Genomic DNA, 18,874 nt, shown 5'->3' with positions numbered 1-18,874 from the left:
TCAGTTCGCTCCTGCGGTCTCGGGGGTGTGCGGCTCGGCCATCGCCACGGCGATCTTGCGGGGACCGGTGAACGGTTCCCGGCCGTGCGCGGCGGTCATGTTGTCCACCACCAGCACGTCGTCGCGCTGGTAGTCGAAGCGGACGGTGGCGGCCCGGTAGGCGGCGCGGAGATGGTCCATGACGTCGGCGGGGATCTCCCCGCCGTCGCCGTAGTAGGTGTTCGACGGCAGCCCGTCCGCGCCGAACATGGCCAGCAGCCCTTCCTGGTAGTCGGCCGGCAAGGTGCTGAGGTGGAAGAAGGTGGCGTGGTTGAACCAGCGCGGGGTGTCCGATCCGGGCCGGTGGTGCACCACGTCGCGGACCGCGCGGGTACGCAGGCCGTCCTTGCCGACCCACTCCACGGTGATCCCGTTGTCCGCCGCGTACGCCTCGACCTCGGCGCGGCTCTCGGTGTTGAACACCTCCTGCCAGCGGGTGCCGAAGTCGCCGTGGAAGTTGCGCACCAGCATCCACCGGCGGCGGACGAACTCCTCGCGGACCGCCGGGTCGATCAGCTCGTACACCCGGCGCACGTCGGCCAGCGGCGTGGCGCCCTGGCTGTCCGGCGGCGTGACGCAGTAGAAGAACAGCGTCAGCGGCCAGCGCGCCTGGTACGAGTTCTCGTTGTGCAGGAAGATCTCCTCGTCCGGCGGGTAGTCGGTCGAGGTGTAGACCCGGCCCTTGATGGAGTGCCGGGGCGAGGAGCGTTCGGTGTAGGTCAGCGGCTCTCCGGCGAGCGCGCGGACGGCCCGGTCGAAGCCGTCCACGCCGCCCACGTCGAAGCCGCGGAACAGCAGCCCTCCGCTGGCGACGAGGGTGTCCCGCAGCTCGGCGCGCCGGGCCGTGATCAGGTCGGTCAGCGCCCGGCCGTCACTCTCGCCGACCACCGGAAGCGTCGCGGTTGTCTCGCTCATGGTGCGTGTCTCCTGGTTCTGCGTCGGAATGTCAGCCGCGGGGCAGCCGCGGGATGGCCGGGATCGCCGCCGGGGCGGCCGGTGCGTCGGCGGGCGCCTCGGCGCGCAGCTCCTCGATCCGGGCGGCCAGTCCGGCCACCGTGGGGGTCTCGAAGAGGCTGCGCATCGGCAGCCGTACGCCTGTCGCCTTGCGCATGGCGGCGATGAGCTGCACGGCCACGAGCGAGTTGCCGCCGAGGGCGAAGAAGTCGTCGTCCACGCCGACGTCGGTGACGCCGAGACCGTCGCGCCACACCTGGGCGATCGTCTTCTCCAGCTCGGTGCCGGGCGCCGCCGAGCCGCCGCCGGTGGCCGTCGTCGTACCGGCCGGCGCGTCGGTCTCCTCGGCGAGGCTGTCGGTGGTGACCCGGGCCGCCCGGCGCCGGATGTCGGCGACGGTGCGGGTGGTGATCACCACCTGGGCGCCGAGGCCGGCCGCGAGGCTGCGGCGGAACGCCTCCGCGCCGTCGACCGGGCGGATGTCCTCGGTGACCGCCGCCGGGGTGTCACCGCCCGCCGCCGGGGACTCGGCCAGGTTGCCGGTGACCGCGTCCTGGTCGACCCGGCGCAGCACGAAGTCGCCGATCGCGACCAGTTCCCGGCCGTCCGGGTCGCGCAGCGACAGGTCGGCGGCGACCACCTCGTCGGTGGCGGCGGGCCGGTGCCGCAGGTGACTGTGGAACGTCGCGGGCAGCGGCCCGCGCACCACGATCCGGCCGTACGACAGCGGCAGGTAGGTGCCGGAGCCCTGCCCCCGGCCGAACGCGGTGGCCACGTCCAGCAGCGCCGGGTGCATGCCCCAGGAGGGCAGGTCACCGAGCGCGGCGGCGGGCGCCTGCACCCGGGCGAGTTCCTCGCCGTCGGCGAGGTGGTGCTCGGCCAGCGCCGCCCAGCGCGGCCCGAACGTGAGCATGCTGGTACGTCCCCGGCCGAACGACGCGTCGTCGTCGACCCGCCGCCCGGCCACCGTGGGCACGACGGCCGGCGGGGCCGCGTCGGTGGTCCAGCCGGCGGTGCCGCGTACGTGGGTGCGCGCCTGCCCGGCGGCGAGGCTGGCGACGGTGAAGTCGGTGCCGTCCTCGGCCGGGGTCAGCTCGACCCGGTACTGGGCCACGGTGCCGTCCGGCACCGAGAACGGCTCCAGGAACACCACGTCGCGCAGCTCCACCGCGGCATCAGGCCCCGGCGCGGGCAGCGCCGCGACCACCGCCGCGCGCACCGACTCCAGGTGGGCGGTGCCCGGCACCACCGGCACCCCGCCGATCCGGTGCTCGTCGAGCAGCCAGTGGGTGTCGGCCGAGACCAGGCCGTGCAACACCGTGCCGTCCGGGCCGGCGACCATCGTGGTGAGCACCGGGTGGGCGACCGCCGTGGTCACGGTGTCCCGCCCGGCGGCCCGGAACGCGGCCGGCGCGGCGGTCTCCACCGCCATGCCGACCTCGGCCCAGCCGCCCCAGTTCTGCGACACCACCGGCGCGCGGAACCCGGTGCCGGAGCGCGCGAAGGCGTCCAGGAAGTTGTTCGCGGCGCAGTAGTCGACCTGGCCGAAGCCGCCGATCACCGCGGTGATCGAGGAGCAGAGCACGACGAAGTCCAGCGGCAGGTCGCCGAAGACCCGGGCCAGCGCCAGGGTGCCGGCCAGCTTCGGGGCCAGCACGCGCCGCGCCTCGTCGCGGTCCTTCACCTCGGCCATGCCGCCGCCGGGCAGACCGGCGGCGTGCACGATGCCGTCCAGCCCGCCGAACCGGCGCTCCGCCTCGTCGCGAACCCGGCGCAGGTCGTCGGCGTCGGTGACGTCGGCGGCGAGCACCAGCACCTCGGCGCCCGCGGCCTCCATCCGGCGGATCGCCGCGATGGCCCGCCCGGCCCGGTCGGTGCCGCCGTGCACCGCCAGGTGGGCGTCCCAGGCGTCCCGCTCGGGCAGCCCGGAACGGGCCAGCAGCACCAGCTTGGCGCGGACCCGGCGGGCGAAGTCCTCGGCGAGGGTGACGCCGATGCCGCCGAGACCGCCGGTGATCAGGTACCGGCCCTCCTCCCGCAGCACTCCCGGCTCGTCCTCGGCGGCCACGCTCACCTGCTCGTAGCCGCCCAGCCAGCGGCGGTCGCCGCGCAGCGCCACCTCCGGGTGCTCCGCGTCGACCGGGCTGCGCAGCTCGGCCACCAGGGCGGCGACGCCGCGCGCGGCCGGGTCGGTGTCGAGCAGCCGCACGCTCAGGCCGGGCAGCTCGGCCGGGAGCACCCGGGCCAGGCCGGCCAGCGTGGCGTGCTCCGGGCGGGTCAGGTCGTCACCGCGTACGTCACCGATGCCGGCGGTGACCAGGTCCAGGCGTACGCCCGCCTCGTCGGCCGTGACACCGGCACCGGCGAGGGCCTGCACCAGGTGCAGCGCGCCGAAGAAGCCGCGCTCCTGCGCCGCCCAGGCGGCCGCCGGGTCGGTGCCGGCCGGCTCGCCGTCGAGCGCGAACGCGTGCACGATCCGCCGGGGCAGGTCGGCGCCGAGCGCCGCGACCAGTTCCTCGGCGTCGGCGCGTACGCCGGGACGCAGCCGGAAGCCGTTCGCGGTGGCGGTGAACGCCTCGCCGGCGCGTACCTCGACCGGGTCGTCGCCGGCGGCGCGCAACGCGGCCACGAGCGCCTCGCCGCGCGGGCCGTCGGCCAGCACCAGGCAGCGGCCCAGCGGCTCGGCCGTCCGGGCCGGGGCGGCCTGCCGCCACACCGGCACCGCGAACCACTCCGGCAGCGGGCGGGGACCGGTCTCGACGGGCGCCGCGGAGAGCTCCTGCTCCGGGTCCGGGTCGATCCAGTAGCGGCGCCGCTCGAACGGGTACGTGGGCAGCGGCACCCGCCGCGCGTGCGGGTCGGCCGGGACGCTCACCGGCACCCCGGCGCACCAGAACGCGCCGGCCGTGCCGAGCAGCGCGGCCACGTCACCGGTCTGCTCGCCGGGGCCGGGCAGGCTGCCCAGCGGGGTCAGCGCCCGCTGCGCCTCACCGGCCTTGGCGACCTGCATCCGGGCCAGGTTGGCCAGCTGCCGGCCGGGCCCGCACTCGACCAGCGCCCAGGTGCCCTCGGCGAGCAGGGTCGCGACGCATGCGCCGAAGCGGACCGGGCGGCGCAGGTGCGCGGCCCAGTACGCCGGGTCGGTGGCCTGCGCCCCGGTGATCCAGGTGCCGGTCACGTTCGACACGAACGGCACCGCCGGGGCGCGCAGCGGCACGGTGGCCATCAGCGCGGTGAACTCGTCCAGGATCGGGTCCATCATCGGCGAGTGGAACGCGTGCGAGGTGCGCAGCAGCTTCGACTTGTTCTTGCCGCCGAGGCTCGCCGCGAACTCCTCCACGAGCGCCGTCTCACCGGCGACCACGCAGGTGCCGGGACCGTTGACGGTGGCCACCGACAGTCCCTCGGGCAGCTTGCCGGTCACCTCCGACTCGTCGAGCGTGACCGCCAGCATCGAACCGGCCGGCAGGGAGTGCATGAGCCGGCCCCGGGCGGCCACCACGCGCAGCGCGTCGGCGAGGTCGAACACCCCGGCCACGGTCGCGGCGACGTACTCGCCGATGGAGTGGCCGATCATCGCGGCCGGGGTCACCCCGGCGGCCCGCCACGCGGCGGCGAGCGCGTACTCGACTGTGAACAGGGCGGGCTGGGTGTAGCGGGTCTGCGTGAGCTTGTCCGCCGCCTCCGGGTCGCGGCCCAGGATCAGGTCACGGATGTCCAGGCCCAGCTCGGGGCGGAGCAGCTCGGCGCACTGGTCGACGGCGGCGGCGTACGCGCTGTCCTGCGCGTACAGCTCGGCGCCCATGCCGGCGTACTGCGACCCCTGGCCGCTGAACAGGAACGCCACCCGCGGCGCGGGCCCCTCGGCGGCGCCCCGGTGACCCTTGCGCCGCTCGCGCAGCGCGGCGGCGGCGGACACCGGGTCGCCGGCGACCACAGCGGCGCGGTGGGCGTACGCCTGGCGGCCGACGCGCAGCGTGTGCGCCACGTCGGCCAGCGCCACGTCGCTGCCGCCCTCCAGGTGGTCGGCGAGCCGCCGCACGGCGGTGTCCAGCGCGGCCGGGGTCTTCGCCGACACCTGGAGCAGGTGCGCCGGGCGGGCGGACGGTTCGTGCCGCCCCGCGGCCGGGGCCTCCTCCAGCACCACGTGCGCGTTGGTGCCGCCGATGCCGAAGGAACTGACGCCGGCCCGGCGCGGACCGCCGTCGGTGTCCCACTTGGTCAGCGTGTTCGCCACGTAGAACGGGGTGTCGGCGAAGTCGATGGCCGGGTTCGGCGTCTCGTAGTTGATGGTCGGCGGGATCAGGCCGTGCTCCATCGCCAGCACCGTCTTGATCACGCTGACGATGCCGGAGGGCTGGCTGAGGTGGCCGATGTTCGACTTCACCGAGCCGATGCCGCACCAGCCGCGCTCGTCGGTGTCCTTCGTGTAGACGGCGGACAGCGCGGCGACCTCGATCGGGTCGCCGAGCGCGGTGCCGGTGCCGTGCGCCTCGACGTAGCTGATGCTGCGCGGGTCGACGCCGGCCAGCTCGACGGCCTGGGCGACGGCCTCCATCTGCCCGTCGATGCTGGGTGCGGTGAAGCCGACCTTCCCGGCGCCGTCGTTGTTGATCGCGTTGCCGAGCACGACCGCGCGGATGGTGTCGCCGTCGGCGATCGCGTCGGAGAGCCGCTTGAGCAGCGTCACGCCGACGCCGCTGCCCCACACCGTGCCGTTCGCTGCGGCGTCGAACGGGCGGCACCGCCCGTCCGGCGAGGTGAAACCGTCCATGCCGAGGTAGCCGACGTGCGGCAGCTCGATGTTCACGCCGCCGGCCAGGGCCATGTCGCACTCGCCGTTGCGCAGCGCCTCACAGGCCAGGTGGAACGCCACCAGCGAGGTGGAGCAGGCGGTGTGCACCGTCATGCTGGGTCCGCGCAGGTCCAGCCGGTACGACACGTTCGTGGCCACGTAGTTCGGCGAGTTGCCGGTGGCGAGTGAGACGGCGCCGTGCGGGTTCCCGCCGACCCGCTTGTTGCGGAACACGTTGCGGTGCAGGTACGTGTTACCGCCGGTGCCGGCGTACACGCCCACCGCGCCGTCGTACCGGCCCGGGTCGTAGCCGGCGTTCTGCAACGCGGTGTAGCAGGTCTCCAGGAACAGCCGGTGCTGCGGGTCGGTGATCTCGGCCTCGCGGGCGGTCATCCCGAACAGGCCGGCGTCGAACTCGTCGTAGCCGTCCACCAGCGGGGCACGGTTCACCCAGCCCGGGTCGTCGACCTCCTGCGGCTGGGCGCCGCGGGCGAGCTGCTCCTCGCGGGTCAGCTCGGTCGTCGACTCCACGCCGTCGACCAGGTTGCGCCAGAACTCGTCGACGTCGGCCGCGCCGGGCAGGCGGGCGGCGAGCCCGACGATGGCGATGGGCTCGACGCCGTCGTCGGCGGGAATGTCGTTCTGCATGGGGGTTCCTTCATTCACAAGGGATCGCGTCACGAGTGAGGTCGGCGAGGTGGCGGGGTACGGCGGGCGCGGCCCCGCCGGGCGGCGGCGCGCATCGCGGCGCGGGCCAGTTCCGGCCGGTCGGCGGCCCCGTCGAGGCTGGCGGCGAGCGCCCGCACGGTCGGGTGACGGAACAGGTCGAGCATGGTGATCGAGCGGCCGGTGGCCTCGGTGAGGCGGGCGTGCACGGCGGCCAGGGCCATCGAGTGGCCGCCGATGTCGAAGAAGTTGTCGCTGACGCCCACCGCGTCGCGGCCGAGCACGTCGCGCCAGATCCCGGCGATCAGCTCCTCGGTGGCGGTGAGCGCGTCCGAGCCGGCGGGCAGCGGCGCGCGGGCCGGTTCGGCGGTGGCCACGGTCATCGCGCCGAGCGCCGCGACCCGTACCGCCGGGCGAGGCAGCTCGGGCACGACCTCGGCGGCCGGGGCGTCCGGGTCGGCGGCGAGCGCGCCGACCAGGGAGGCCAGGTCGGCCAGGAGCGCTTCGATCCGCTCGCCGGTGAACAGGTCCGGGTTGTGCACCACCTCGACGCCGGCCCGCCCGTCGCGCTCCACCACGTAGACGGTCAGGTCGAACGGCGACCCGGGCTTGGGTACCGGCACCGGCTCGACGGCCAGGCCGGTGAGCGTCAGCCGGGGCGCGACGAAGTTGAGCACGTTGAACAGCACCTGCACCAGCGGGGCGCGGGAGGTGTCCCGGCCCACGCCGAGCGCCTCGACGAGGCGTTCCAGTGGCGCGCCGGGGTGGGCGGTGACCTCGTGCAGTTCGGCGGCGGCCCGGTCGACCTGCTCGGCGAAGCTCGCGCCGCCGGAGCGGACCCGCACCGGCACGGCGTCGATGAAGAACCCGATCACCTCGTCGAACGCGGCCAGCCGCCGATCCGCGACGATCGCGCCGAGCACGTGCTCGTCGCCGCCGGTGACCCGGCGCAGCAGTTCGCCGAACGCGGCCAGCAGCACCGCCGCGACTGTGGTGCCGCGCCGGGCGGCCAGGTCGCGGACGGCCCGGTCGGCGGTCTCGTCCAGCCGCACGGCGGCCTCCGCGCCGGCGTACGTCTGCACGGCCGGGCGGGGACGGTCGCGCGGCAGGTCCAGCACCGTGGGCGCGCCGGCCAGGTGCGCGGTCCACCAGGCCAGGTCCGTCTCGCCCCGGCGGCGGTCCCGGTCGGCGCGCCACACCGCGTAGTCGGCGTACGTGGCGGGCAGCGGCGGGCGGCCCGGCACGGACCGGCCGAGCGCGCGGGCGTACGCGAGCGCCAGCTCGTCGTAGAGCAGCGCCTCGGACCAGCCGTCGAAGACCGCGTGGTGCACGGTCACCGCGAGCACGTGCTCCTGCGCGGCGAGCCGGTACACGGTCACCTGCCAGGGCGGGCCGGTGGCCAGGTCGAACGCGTGCCCGGCGCCGGCCGCGAGCATCCCGGCCAGCTCGGCGTCCGGGTCGGCGGCGCCGGTCAGGTCGACCACCGGCACCGCCACGTCGGTGGGTTCCTCGCGGACCGCGTACGGCACGCCGCCGTTCTGCGGGATCCGCCAGCGCAGCACGTCGTGGCGTTCCACGACGGCCCGCAGCGCGGCGCCGAGCGCGGTGACGTCCAGCGGCCCGCGCAGCCGGTGCGCGACGGCGATGTTGTACGGCGCGCTGGACGGCGCGAGCTGGTCCATGAACCACAGCCGCCGCTGCGGCGGGGACAGCGTCGGCGGGTTGCCGGTGGTCAGCCCGTCGGCGTCGGCGGGGTCGGCGGCGCGGACCCGGTCCACGAGCGCGGCGAACGTGCGGTCGGCGAACAGCACCCGCGTGTCCACCTGCCGGCCCAGCTCGGAGCGCAGCGCGGCGACCAGCCGCATCGCGGCGATGGAGTTGCCGCCGGCGGCGAGGAAGTCGCTGTCCGGGGCGGGCGCGGCGCCGAGCAGCCGGGTCCAGACGCGCCGGACCGCAGCCGTCACCGGGTCGTCGTCGGCGGGCGCGTCGGCCACGCCGGCCGGGGCGGTCGCGGCCAGCTCGCGCAGCGCCGGCCGGTCCAGCTTGCCGGTGGTCGCGCTGACCGGCAGCGCGTCCAGCCGCACCGTCCGGGCCGGCAGCATCGCGGTGGTCAGCCGCGTCGTCGCGTACGCCCGCAGCTCGTCGTCGTCCGGCGCGCCGGCCGGAGTGAGGAACGCGACCAGCTCGGCGCCGCCCGGGCCGGGTACCGCCTCCACCGCGACGCGCTCGACGCCCGGGCAGGCGGCCAGCACGGCCTCGATCTCGCCCAGCTCGATGCGCTGACCGCGCACCTTCACCTGCCGGTCGGCGCGGCCGAGGTAGACGATCCGGCCGTCCGGGCCCTGCCGGACCAGGTCACCGGTGCGGTAGAGCCGCTCGCCGGGGACGTCGCCGAACGGGTCGGGCACGAACCGCTCGGCGGTCAGGCCGGGCCGGTTCAGGTAGCCGTCGGCCAGGCCGGGCCCGCCGATCAGCAGCTCGCCGGTCTGGCCCGCCGGCACCGGGCGCAGGCCGGCGTCGACCACGTACGCCCGGTGGTTGGGCAGCGGCCGGCCGATCGGCATCGGGTCGGTGTCGGCCGCTGTGAGGTCGCAGGTGACCGCCAGCACAGTGGTCTCGGTCGGGCCGTAGCCGTTGAGGAACCGCCGGCCCGGCGCCCACCGGGCGACCAGTTCGGCCGGGACCGCCTCGCCGCCGCAGAGCAGCACCCGCCACGACGGGAACCCGGCCGGGTCCAGCAGGGACAGCACGGTCGGGGTGATGAAGCCCCAGGTGACCTCGTGCTCGGCGACGAACCGGGCCAGCCGTACCGGGTCGGCCCGGTCGTCGGCGCCGAGCAGCTGCACCGCGCCGCCGAGCGTGAGCGGCACGAACAGGTCCATCGTGGCCGCGTCGAAGCCGAGCGAGGCGATGCCGAGGCTGCGGACCGACGCGTCGGCGCCGGTCAGCGCGCTCACACCGGTGACGAACTCGACCGCGTTGCGGTGGGTCGTCAGCACGCCCTTGGGGCGGCCGGTGGAACCGGAGGTGAACAGCACGTACGCCGGGTCGCCGGGGCGGGCCGGGCAGGGCGCGAGCGGGGCCGGGCCGGGCAGGCCGAGCGCCGTCACGCCGGGCTCCCCGCCGAACTCGGCCGCCGCCGCGTCACCGACCACCACCCGTACGCCCGCGTCGCGGGCGATCCCGCGCAACCGGGCCCGGGGGCCGCCCGGCTCCAGCGGCACGTACGCGGCGCCGGCGAGCAGCACGCCGACCACTGTGACCACCAGGTCGGGGGTGCGCGCGCCGCACACGCCGACCCGGTCCCCCGGGCCGACGCGGTGCTCGCGCAGCGCGGCGGCCACCCCGGCGGCCCGGTCGACGAGCTGCCGGTAGGTGAGCCGGGTGTCCCACTGGCGCACCGCCACCGCGTCCGGGGTACGGGCCGCCTGCGCGGTGATGAGGTCGGCCAGGGTGGCGTCCGGCCACGGCAGGTCCGGGCCGTGGACGGCGCTGACGGTCAGGGTGTCGGTCACCGGAGTGCTCCAAGGTGCTCGGCCGGGTCGGTGATCTGGAGGCGCAGTTCGCTGACGTAACCGCGGCCCCGGGCGTCGGGCACCCACGCCTCGGTGGGTGCGGGCAGCAGTTCGGAGACCACCACCGGCACGTCCGGGCCGGTGCGCAGCGCGGCGTCGACCATCGCGCACAGCGACTGCGCGTACAGCGGGCCGGTCAGGTCCACGTAGCACGGTTTGACCTCGGTGCCGACCTTGACGAAGACCCGTTCGGGCAGGCCGGTGGCCTCCCGCCAGCGGCGTACCGCCAGGTAGCGGGCGGTCTCGTCGGAGTGGCCGCCCAGCCCGCACGCCCCGGCCGTGGTACGCCAGGTGCGCCGGGCCACGACCAGGCGGTCGATGGTGATGCGCGGCGTGTACGCGGCGGCGCCGAGCAGCTTGAACGCGTCCAGCAGCAGCGAGCCGAGCAGCGTGGCGAACACCTCCATCAGCGGCCAGCGGGCGCCGTCGGGGAAGACCGCGGTGAGCGTGTCGCCGGTGCGCTCGACCAGCACGGTGGTGGCCGGTACCAGGCGGTCCACGTCGGCGCCGTGCGCGGTGTCGATGCCGAGCTGGCGGTCCGCCGGGCCGGTCAGCGCGTACGTGGTGCGCGTGGTGCGGCGGGGGAAGCTGTCCGGCCAGAGCACCCGCAGCCGCACCGGGCCCAGGTCGGCGTCGAGGTCGGCGCGCAGCGCGGCCGGGTCCGGGTGGAACGGGCTGAGCACCGCGCTGTCGAAGGCGACCGAGGCCGGGTGCAGCTCGCCGAGCACCAGCAGGAAGTCGCCGCGCTCGACGGCCTCCGGCGAGGCGGCACTGAGCTGCACGTCCGGGTTGTGCAGCCGGGCCGACGGCCAGCCGGGCCGCGTCGCCGGGAACAGTTCCCGGGCCCGCTCGGTCAGGTCCGCGGCGCGCAGCCGCAGTTCCGCCTGCCCCTCGGGCAGGTCGGCCAGGCCGAACAGCTCGGCCCAGCGGGCGGTGAGCGTGGCGCCGGCCCGGCCGATCGGGCCGTCCGGGGCGATGAGCGTGCCCTGGGCCAGCAGCCACAGGTCGGCCAGCCGCACCGGTCCGTCGGCGGCCAGTTCCTCGTGCAGCTCGGTGAAGAGGTCGCCGCAGCGGTCGGCCACCTCGCCTGTGAACCAGCGGGCGGTACGCAGCACCACCGCCATCGGCTCGGCGAGCGCGTCGATCACCGCGGACCCGATCCGGAACTCCAGGTCGCGGGCGGTCTCCTCGTAGCAGACGGTGCGGGCGGCGTACATCTGTCCGCTGTGCCGGGTGGCCGGGCGGCCGGTGACGGCGGTGAACTCGGCGTTGAGCGCGGCGAGCGCGACGCCGAGCCGGCCCGGGTCGCCGGCCGCGGCGGCCACCTCGTCGCGGGCGGCGCACAGCCGGCCGAACTCGGCCGCCGTCGCGGCGCGGACCGGCTCGTCGCCGATCACGGCGATCCGCGCTTCGAGCACGCGCTCGGCGTCCGGTGCGATCGGCAGGTTCGCACCCCAGTTGAGCCGGCCGTGCTCGACCCAGCGGTCCAGCAACAGGTAGACGTCGTCGGCGCTGTGCACGTCGCCGGCGTCGCACAGCCGCTCCGCCAGCTCCACCGCGGGCGTGCGCCCGTCGCAGGCGCCGAGCACCAGCGCCTCGACCGGGGTCAGCGCGATCGGCGGGTGCAGCGGGACGCGCAGCTCCCGCCCGGCGACGGTCAGGTGCGGTTGCAGGGCCGGCGCCCACCAGCGGCGCACCGCGAGGTCGTCGGCGAGCCGGTCGGCGTACGCGATGAGCGCCCACGCCTCGAAGTACACCCGCCGCCGGTGCACCAGCGCGTCGCCGGGCACGGTGTGCACCCCGGGTCGGGTGGTGTCGAACGTGCCCCAGCAGACCGGGCCGAAGAAGCCGATGGTCTCGGCCTTGCCGCAGTAGCGCTGCCAGTAGCGCAGCAGGCTCAGCTCGCGCTTGCGGCGGCGGACGTTGCGGACCTGCGGGTCGGTGCGCAGCAGCCCGTCCAGCGCGATGAGCATGTCCGGGTTCTGCCAGGTCACCGCCTCGCGCAGCAGTGGGTCGGTGGCCAGCTCGCCGGCCACCGCCGAGGATTCGGCGAACGCCTCGGCCAGCGCCTTGCCGAACACCTCGGGGCCGGTGTCGCCGACGAGCAGCGCGTCCGCGGCGGCGGCGCAGTCCGGCGCGGCGAACCGGTCCAGCCCGGCGGCCGGGAAACCGGCGGTACGCAGGACCACGTCCCGCCACACCGACCAGCCGGTCTCACCCAGGGGCAGCAGGTGGCTCACCGGTGGTCCTCCCGCCGGGCGTCGGTGATGTGCAGGCGCAGCTCGCTGAAGTAGCGGCGGCCCTGCCCGTCGGGCACCCACGCCTGCTCCGGTGCGGGCAGCATCTCGCTGACCGTGAACGACACGTCGTCACCGCCGTCGACCCGGGCGGCGCGCACCATCGCGCAGAGCGTGGTGGCGAACGCCGGCGCGGACAGGTCCACGAAGCAGGGCTTGGTCTCGGTGCCGAGCTTGACGTACACCTGCTCGGGCAGGCCGAGGCGGCGGCGCCAGTCCCGGACGGCGAGGAACCGGTCCGGTTCGCCGTTCGGCACGGCCAGGCCGCTCTCGCCGACTGTGGTCCGCCACGTCTGCCGGGCCAGCACCAGCCGGTCCACCGTGATCCGGGGCGTGTAGGGCGCGGCGGCGACCAGCTTGAACCCGTCCACGGCGTGCGCGCTGAGCGGCTCGGCGAAGATCTCGACCAGCGGCCAGCGCTGACCGTCCGAGGCGGTGGCGACCAGCTCGCCGTCCACCTCGTCGACGACCAGGCCGACGGTGGGCAGCACGCGGGCCGGGTCGGCGCCCGGCGCGTCGAGGAACGCCAGGTGCCGGTCGGCCGGGCCGGTCAGCGACTCGGCGGTACGGCTGGTGCGCCGCGGCCAGTCGGCCGGGAACAGCAGCCGGACCCGCCGCTGCCCCATGTCCACCGCGAGCGCGTCGCGCAGCCGCGCCACGTCCGGGTGCGACGGGGTGAACACCGCGCAGTCGAACGACGACCAGGCGGCGTGCAGCTCGCCGAGCACCACCGTGTAGTCGCCGCGCCGCAGCGCGTCCACGTCGGTGGCGCAGATCTGCAGGTCGGGGCTGTGCATGGCGGCGTTGGACCACTCCGGGCCGTCGCCGGGGAACACCTGGTCGACCCGGCCGGCGAGGTCGGTCGCGCTCAGCCGCACGTCGGTCGTCCCGGCGGGCAGCGTGTCCAGGCCGAACAGCCCGGCCCAGCGGGCCGCGAAGTCCGCCGCCACCGCGTCGACCGGCCGGTCCCCGTCGCCCCAGAACATCCCCTGGGCGAGGAACCACAGGTCGGCCAGCGGCACCGGGGCGCCGGACTCGGAGCGCAGCTCGTCGTACAGGTCGCGCAGCACGTCGAGGTAGGCGCGGGCGAGCGCGTTGGCCAGCCACCGGGCGGCGCGCAGCAGCACGTCCAGCGGGGCGGCCAGCTCGGCCAGCAGCGGCGCGCCGAACACCACGTCCAGATCCCGGGCGCTGTCCTCGTAGCAGACCGTGCGGCCGGCGTACATCTGCCCGGCCCGGCGTACCGCGGGCACGCCGGTCAGCTCGGTGAACGTGGCGTCCAGCGCGTCCAGGGCGGCCCGCAGCCGGTCCGCGTCGCCCGCTGCGGCGGCGACGTCGTCGCGGGCGGTGCACAGCCGGTCGAACCCGGCGCGGGCGGCGGCGCGGGCCGGCTCGTCGCCGATCGCGTCGATGCGGTCGGCCAGCACCCGCTCGGCGTCCGGGCTCACCGGCAGGGCCGCGTCCCAGGTGATCAGTTCCCGCTCGACCAGCCGGTCGAGCAGCGCGTACCCGTCCTCGGGGCGGCGCAGCCCGATCGCCGGGTCGGCGACCAGGTCGGCGGCGGCGCGCCGGCCGTCCGCCGCGCGCAGCAACGCGGCCTCGACCGGGGTCAGCGTCAGCGGCGGGCGGCCGGGCCGCAGCACGTCGCGGTCCCGGACCGCCAGGTGGGCCCGCAGCATCGGCGGCCACCACCGGCGCACCGCCAGGTCCGCGCCGATCCGTTCGGCGTACGCGGACAGCGCCCACGACTCGAACCACACCCAGCGCCGCCGGGTCAGGCGCTCGCCGGGGTTGACCCGGGCAACCTCCGGCTGCGCGGGATCGACTGTGACCCAGCAGGCGGGGCCGAAGAAGCCGACCGTCTCGTTCTTGCCGCAGTAGCGCTGCCAGTACTTCAGCAACGCCCGTTCCCGGTCCCGGCGGCGTACGTTGCGGGCCGCGTCGGCGCCGCCGCGCACCAGCCCGTCGAACGCGACGAGCGCGCCCCGGTTCTGCCAGGTGACCGCCTCGCGCAGCAGCGGGTCGGCGGCCAGCTCGCTGAACCGCTGCGCGCCGGCGCGCAGCGCCTCCTCGAACTCCTTGGTGAACCGGTCCGCACCGGCGCCGGTGGCCAGCAGCTCGTCGGCCGCCGCGGCGGCCCGGGGCGCGGTGAACAGCTCCAGCCCGTCGGCCGGGAAGCCGGTGGTCCGCAGCATCGCGTCGCGCCACACCGACCAGCCGGTGTCGCCGAGGGGGACCCGGTGCGCGGCGCCGGCGGTCCCGCGACCGGCGGCGCGCACCGGGTCCGGACCCGCGTCCGGCGTGGCGGCGCGGGTGTCGGTGGGCGCGGCGGTCAGGTCGGCCCGGATCAGCGCGACCAGCTCGGTCAGCCGGTCGTGCAGGAAGAAGTGCCCGCCGTCCAGCTCGTGCAGGGTGAACCCGGCAGCGGTGTGCTCGGCCCAGGCGGCGCTCTGCTCCCGGCTGACCGCCCGGTCGGTGCGGCCGGCGAACACGACGATCGGCACCGGCAGCGGCTCGCCCGGCACGTGGCGGTAGTCGTCGACCCGGCCGAAGTCGGCGCGCAGCAGCGGCAGCAGCAGTTCCACCAGCTCGGGGTGGTCGAGCAGTTCGGCGGGGAGGCCGCCGCCCTCGCCGAGACGGCGCAGCAGCTCGTCGTCGCCGGCTCGGGACAGCCCGTCGAACGGGCCGGGCGTGGCGACGTGCGGCGCACGGGCGCCGCCGACGTAGAGCCGGAGCGGCAACGGGCGGCCGGTGCGGCGCAGCTCGCGGACCACGTCGAAGCCGAGCCGTCCACCCATCGAGTGGCCGTAGATCGCGTACGGGCGGTCGGCGCGGGAGGCGATGGCGTCGGCCACCTCGGCGACGCCGAAACGCGGATCCTCGGTGATCCGGTTCTCCCGGCCGGGCAGTTGCACCGGCACCACGTCGACACCCGGACCGAACTCGGCCGCCCAGCGCCGGAACGCGCTGGCGCCCGCTCCGGCGTAGGGCAGGCAGAACAACCGCACCGGCGCCTCGGGTCGGCTTCCGGCGGAGACGAACCAGTTCACCGCGGACCTTTCTGCACGGGGTCGATCCAGTGCCGGCGGCGCTGGAACGGGTAGGTGGGCAGCCCGGTGCGCCGGACCGTGCCCTCGGGGTGCAGCTCGTGCCAGTCGACGTCGCGCCCGGCGACCCACTCGGCGGCCGTCTCGCGCAGCGGGCCGCCGTCACCTGCGATGCGGGCGCCGGTGTCCAACAGCACGTCCAGCGCGGACAGCGCGCCCGGCAGGTCGGCCGCGACCACCGCCGCCCGGTGGGCGAACGCCCGCCGGCCCAGCGCCAGCGTGGCGGCCACCTCGGACAGTGCCGGGGCGGCCCCGGCGAGGTGGCTCCGCAGGCGGGCCAGCGCGGCCCGCAGCGCCGCCGGGGTACGCGCGGAGACGGGCAGCAGCCACGGCCCCTCGCCGGGCGGGTCGGCCGGCTCGGCGGGCGGCGGCTGCTCCACCACGACGTGCGCGTTGGTGCCGCCCAGACCGAACGCGCTCACTCCGGCGACCCGGCGCGCGTCGTCCGGCCAGTCCCGCGCCTTGGTGGGCACGTAGAACGGTCCGGCGGCCAGGTCGATCTCCGGGTGCGGGCGGGTGAAGTGCAGGTTCGGCGGGATCACGCCGTGCCGGACGGCCAGCACCGTCTTGATCAGCCCGGCGATGCCGGCCGCGGCGTCCAGGTGACCGATGTTGGTCTTCACCGAGCCGAGCGCGGTGGACTCGGCGGGCGCGGCGCCCGCGTACACCTCGTGCAGCGCGGCGACCTCGATGGCGTCGCCCAGTGGCGTGCCGCTGCCGTGGCCCTCGACGAGGCGGACCTCGCCGGGCGCGACCTCGGCGGTGGCGAGCGCGTTCGCGACGGCGGCGGCCTGTCCGGCCGGGCCGGGCACGGCGAAGCCGGCCCGGTCCGGGCCGTCGTTGGTGACCGCCCAGCCGGGCAGGATCGCGTAGATGCGGTCGCCGTCGGCCTGCGCGTCGGCGAGCCGGCGCAACGCCACCACGCCCGCGCCGGAGCCGAACCCGGAGCCGGCGGCGGCCTCGTCGAAGGCGCGGCACCGGCCGTCGGGCGAGGCGAGCCCGCCCGCCCGGTGCCGGGGCCACATCACCGTGGACCCGCCGGCCAGCGCCAGGTCGCACTGGTAGTCGGCGAGGCTCTGCGCGGCCACGCACACCGCGACGAGCGAGCTGGAGCAGGCGCTCTGCACGGCCATCGCCGGGCCGGTCAGGCCGAGCCGGTAGGCCACCTGACCGGGCAGGTGGTCGGTGAACTGGCGGCCGACGAGCCGGGCCTCCCAGTCGTCCGGGTCGACGTCGCCGACCACCGCCGGGTTGTCCATGAGGTGGAACAGGAAGTAGCGGTTGGCCGAGGTAGCGGCGTAGACGCCGACCAGCCCGGGGAAGCGCGCCGGATCGTGCCCGGCGTCCTCCAGTGCCTCCCAGGCGGTCTCCAGGAACAGCCGGTGCTGCGGGTCGGTACGGGCGGCCTCGTCGGCGCCGAAACCGAAGAACTCGGCGTCGAAGTCGGCCACCCCGTCGAGCCGGCCGGTGGCGCGGACGTGCCGGGGGTCGGCGCGCAGGGCGGGGCCGACGCCGAGCGCGGCCAGTTCCTCGTCGGTGTGGTCGTGCACCGAGTCGACGCCGGTGCACAGGTTCCACCAGAACGTGGCCACGTCGGGCGCGCCGGGGAACCGCCCGGCGACGCCGACCACGGCGATCTCGTCGCCGGTGTACTCGCGGGCGGCGCGCACCGGCGCGGCGGGCGCGGGCAGCACCGGGGCGCGGACCGGCTCGGGCGGGGCGTCCAGCAGCGCCGCCTGGGCGGCGACGGTCGGGTGGTCGAACAGGCGCAGCATCGGCAGGCGTACGCCGAAGCGTTCGGCGAGTCGCTGCTGCACCTGGCCCAGCAGCAGCGACTGCCCGCCCACGTCGAAGAAGCTGGCGGTGCGGGCGACCGCGCCGCGGCCCAGCACCGCGCACCAGATGTCGTGCACGGCGCGTTCGGTGCCGGTGGCCGGGGCCTCCTCGGCGGACACCTCGGTCACCGGGTCGGGCAGCGCCCGCTCGTCGACCTTGCCGGTGACGGTGAGCGGGAACTCGTCGACCACCACCACCGCACGGGGCACGGCGTAGCCGGGCAGCGCGGCGGTCAGCGCCGCGCGCAGCGCCGCCGGGTCCGGGCGGGCGCCGGCCGGCCGGGCGTACGCGAGCAGTTCGCCGTCGCGGACGACGGCGCGGACGCCCGCGACGCCGGGCTGGGCGGACAGCACTGCTTCGATCTCGGTCAGCTCGACCCGGTGCCCGCGCACCTTGACCTGCCGGTCCAGCCGGCCGAGGCAGACCAGTTCCCCGCCGGGCAGCAGCCGGCCCAGGTCACCGGTGCGGTACGACGGCACCCCGTCGGCGTCGACGCCGAACCGGTCGCTGTCCTGGTTGAGGTAGCCGGGGGCGAGGTGCCGGCTGCGGACCACGATCTCGCCGGTGTCCGGGGCGAGGTCCAGCCGGTAGCCGGGGAACGCGACGCCCACCGGCAGCGGACCCCGGGCGTCCGGGTCCACCTCGGACAGCGGCTGCACGTGCCGGGCGGCGAACGTCATCTCGGTGGCGCCGTAGCCGTTGACGAGCACGCAGTCGGGGGCGAACCGGTCCCGGCCGCGGGCCGCGTCGGCCCAGGTGGCCTGCTCGCCGCCGAGCAGCACCGCCCGCACCGTGGGCAGCCGGCGCGCGCCGAGCGTGTCGAGCAGGAAGCGGTAGACGGTGGGCGTGCAGTGCAGCACCGTGGCGCGGTGCCGGTCGAGCTGCTCGACGGCGTGCGCCAGCCCCTGACGGCGCAGGTCGACCGGGACCACCGCGGCGCCGGTGAGCAGCGCCGGGTAGAGGTCGGGGATGGCGGCGTCGAAGCTGAACGACGCGAGCAGGCTGAGCCGGTCGTCCGGGCCGACGCCGAGCGCCGCGATCTGGTTGTCGACGACGTGGGCCAGGTTGCGGTGGGTCTGCCCGACCGCCTTGGGCACGCCGGTGGAGCCGGAGGTGAACAGCACGTACGCCGGCGCGTCCGGGTCGGCCGGGACCGGGCGCAGCGGAGCCGGCGGCACCTCGTCCAGCAGCACCACCGGCCGGTCACCGGCCAGCGTGGACGCCAGGTCGCGGTGCTCGGCGGCGCAGGCCACTGCGGTGACGCCGGCGGCGTCGACCATGTGGCGCAGCCGCGCGACCGGGAAGCCCGGGTCCAGCGGCACGTACGCGCACCCGGCCGCGAGCGCGCCGAGCAGCGCCGCCACGGTGGGCGCCCCGTGTGCGGTGAGCAGTGCGATCCGGTCTCCGGCGCGCAGGCCCGCGGCGGCGAACACGGCAGCGTGCCCGCCGGCCGCCCCGGCCAGCTCGGTGTAGGTGACCTCGTGGGTCTCACCGAGAAGGGCCGGACGTCCGCCGTGTACCGCCGTGATCGCGCCGAAACGATTGATGATCATCGTCTCTGCCATGTCAGGAAGCGGGTTGCGCTCCACAGACGACAGGCACGCG

6 protein-coding genes are annotated in these 18,874 nt (G+C 76.2%); all 6 read right to left on the bottom strand.

All coding sequences use genetic code 11. The annotated features are described in order from the left end of the window. Genes KSK32_RS25635 through KSK32_RS25610 form a run of 6 tightly spaced genes read right to left on the bottom strand, consistent with a single transcriptional unit; the run spans position 1 to position 18,834 of the window. Positions 1–954, bottom strand: a complete 954-nt coding sequence (locus KSK32_RS25635) for a TauD/TfdA family dioxygenase (RefSeq protein ID WP_216933511.1) — start codon at positions 952–954, stop codon at positions 1–3. 31 nt (positions 955–985) lie between these two features. Then, positions 986–6,436, bottom strand: a complete 5,451-nt coding sequence (locus tag KSK32_RS25630) for a type I polyketide synthase (RefSeq protein ID WP_216933510.1) — start codon at positions 6,434–6,436, stop codon at positions 986–988. A gap of 29 nt (positions 6,437–6,465) precedes the next feature. Next, positions 6,466–9,969 (bottom strand): non-ribosomal peptide synthetase, encoded by a 3,504-nt coding sequence (locus KSK32_RS25625; protein WP_216933509.1) that lies wholly within the window; start codon positions 9,967–9,969, stop codon positions 6,466–6,468. Beyond that, on the bottom strand, positions 9,966–12,269 hold the full coding sequence (locus tag KSK32_RS25620) for a lantibiotic dehydratase (protein ID WP_216933508.1): 2,304 nt from the start codon (positions 12,267–12,269) through the stop codon (positions 9,966–9,968). Before KSK32_RS25620 ends, KSK32_RS25625 begins: the two co-directional genes overlap by 4 nt. Next, positions 12,266–15,376: a thioesterase domain-containing protein gene (locus KSK32_RS25615; protein ID WP_216933507.1), complete on the bottom strand. Its 3,111-nt coding sequence runs from the start codon at positions 15,374–15,376 to the stop codon at positions 12,266–12,268. The genes KSK32_RS25620 and KSK32_RS25615 overlap by 4 nt, the downstream gene beginning before the upstream one ends. Next, a complete protein-coding gene (locus KSK32_RS25610) occupies positions 15,373–18,834 on the bottom strand; it encodes an AMP-binding protein (RefSeq protein WP_216933506.1) in 3,462 nt (1,153 codons plus the stop codon). Before KSK32_RS25610 ends, KSK32_RS25615 begins: the two co-directional genes overlap by 4 nt. Positions 18,835–18,874 lie beyond the last annotated feature (40 nt).

Source organism: Micromonospora sp. WMMB482 (assembly GCF_019038635.1).
Taxonomy (GTDB): Bacteria; Actinomycetota; Actinomycetes; order Mycobacteriales; family Micromonosporaceae; genus Micromonospora; species Micromonospora marina.
Note: the sequence above shows the minus strand (reverse complement) of the source record. Positions and strands in the feature narration are given on the sequence as shown.

Excerpts from the sequence above, each read along its gene's own strand:
- KSK32_RS25635 (WP_216933511.1), bottom strand. The coding sequence starts at position 954 with ATGAGCGAGACAACCGCGACGCTTCCGGTGGTCGGCGAGAGTGACGGC.
- KSK32_RS25630 (WP_216933510.1), bottom strand. The coding sequence starts at position 6,436 with ATGCAGAACGACATTCCCGCCGACGACGGCGTCGAGCCCATCGCCATC.
- KSK32_RS25610 (WP_216933506.1), bottom strand. The coding sequence starts at position 18,834 with ATGGCAGAGACGATGATCATCAATCGTTTCGGCGCGATCACGGCGGTA.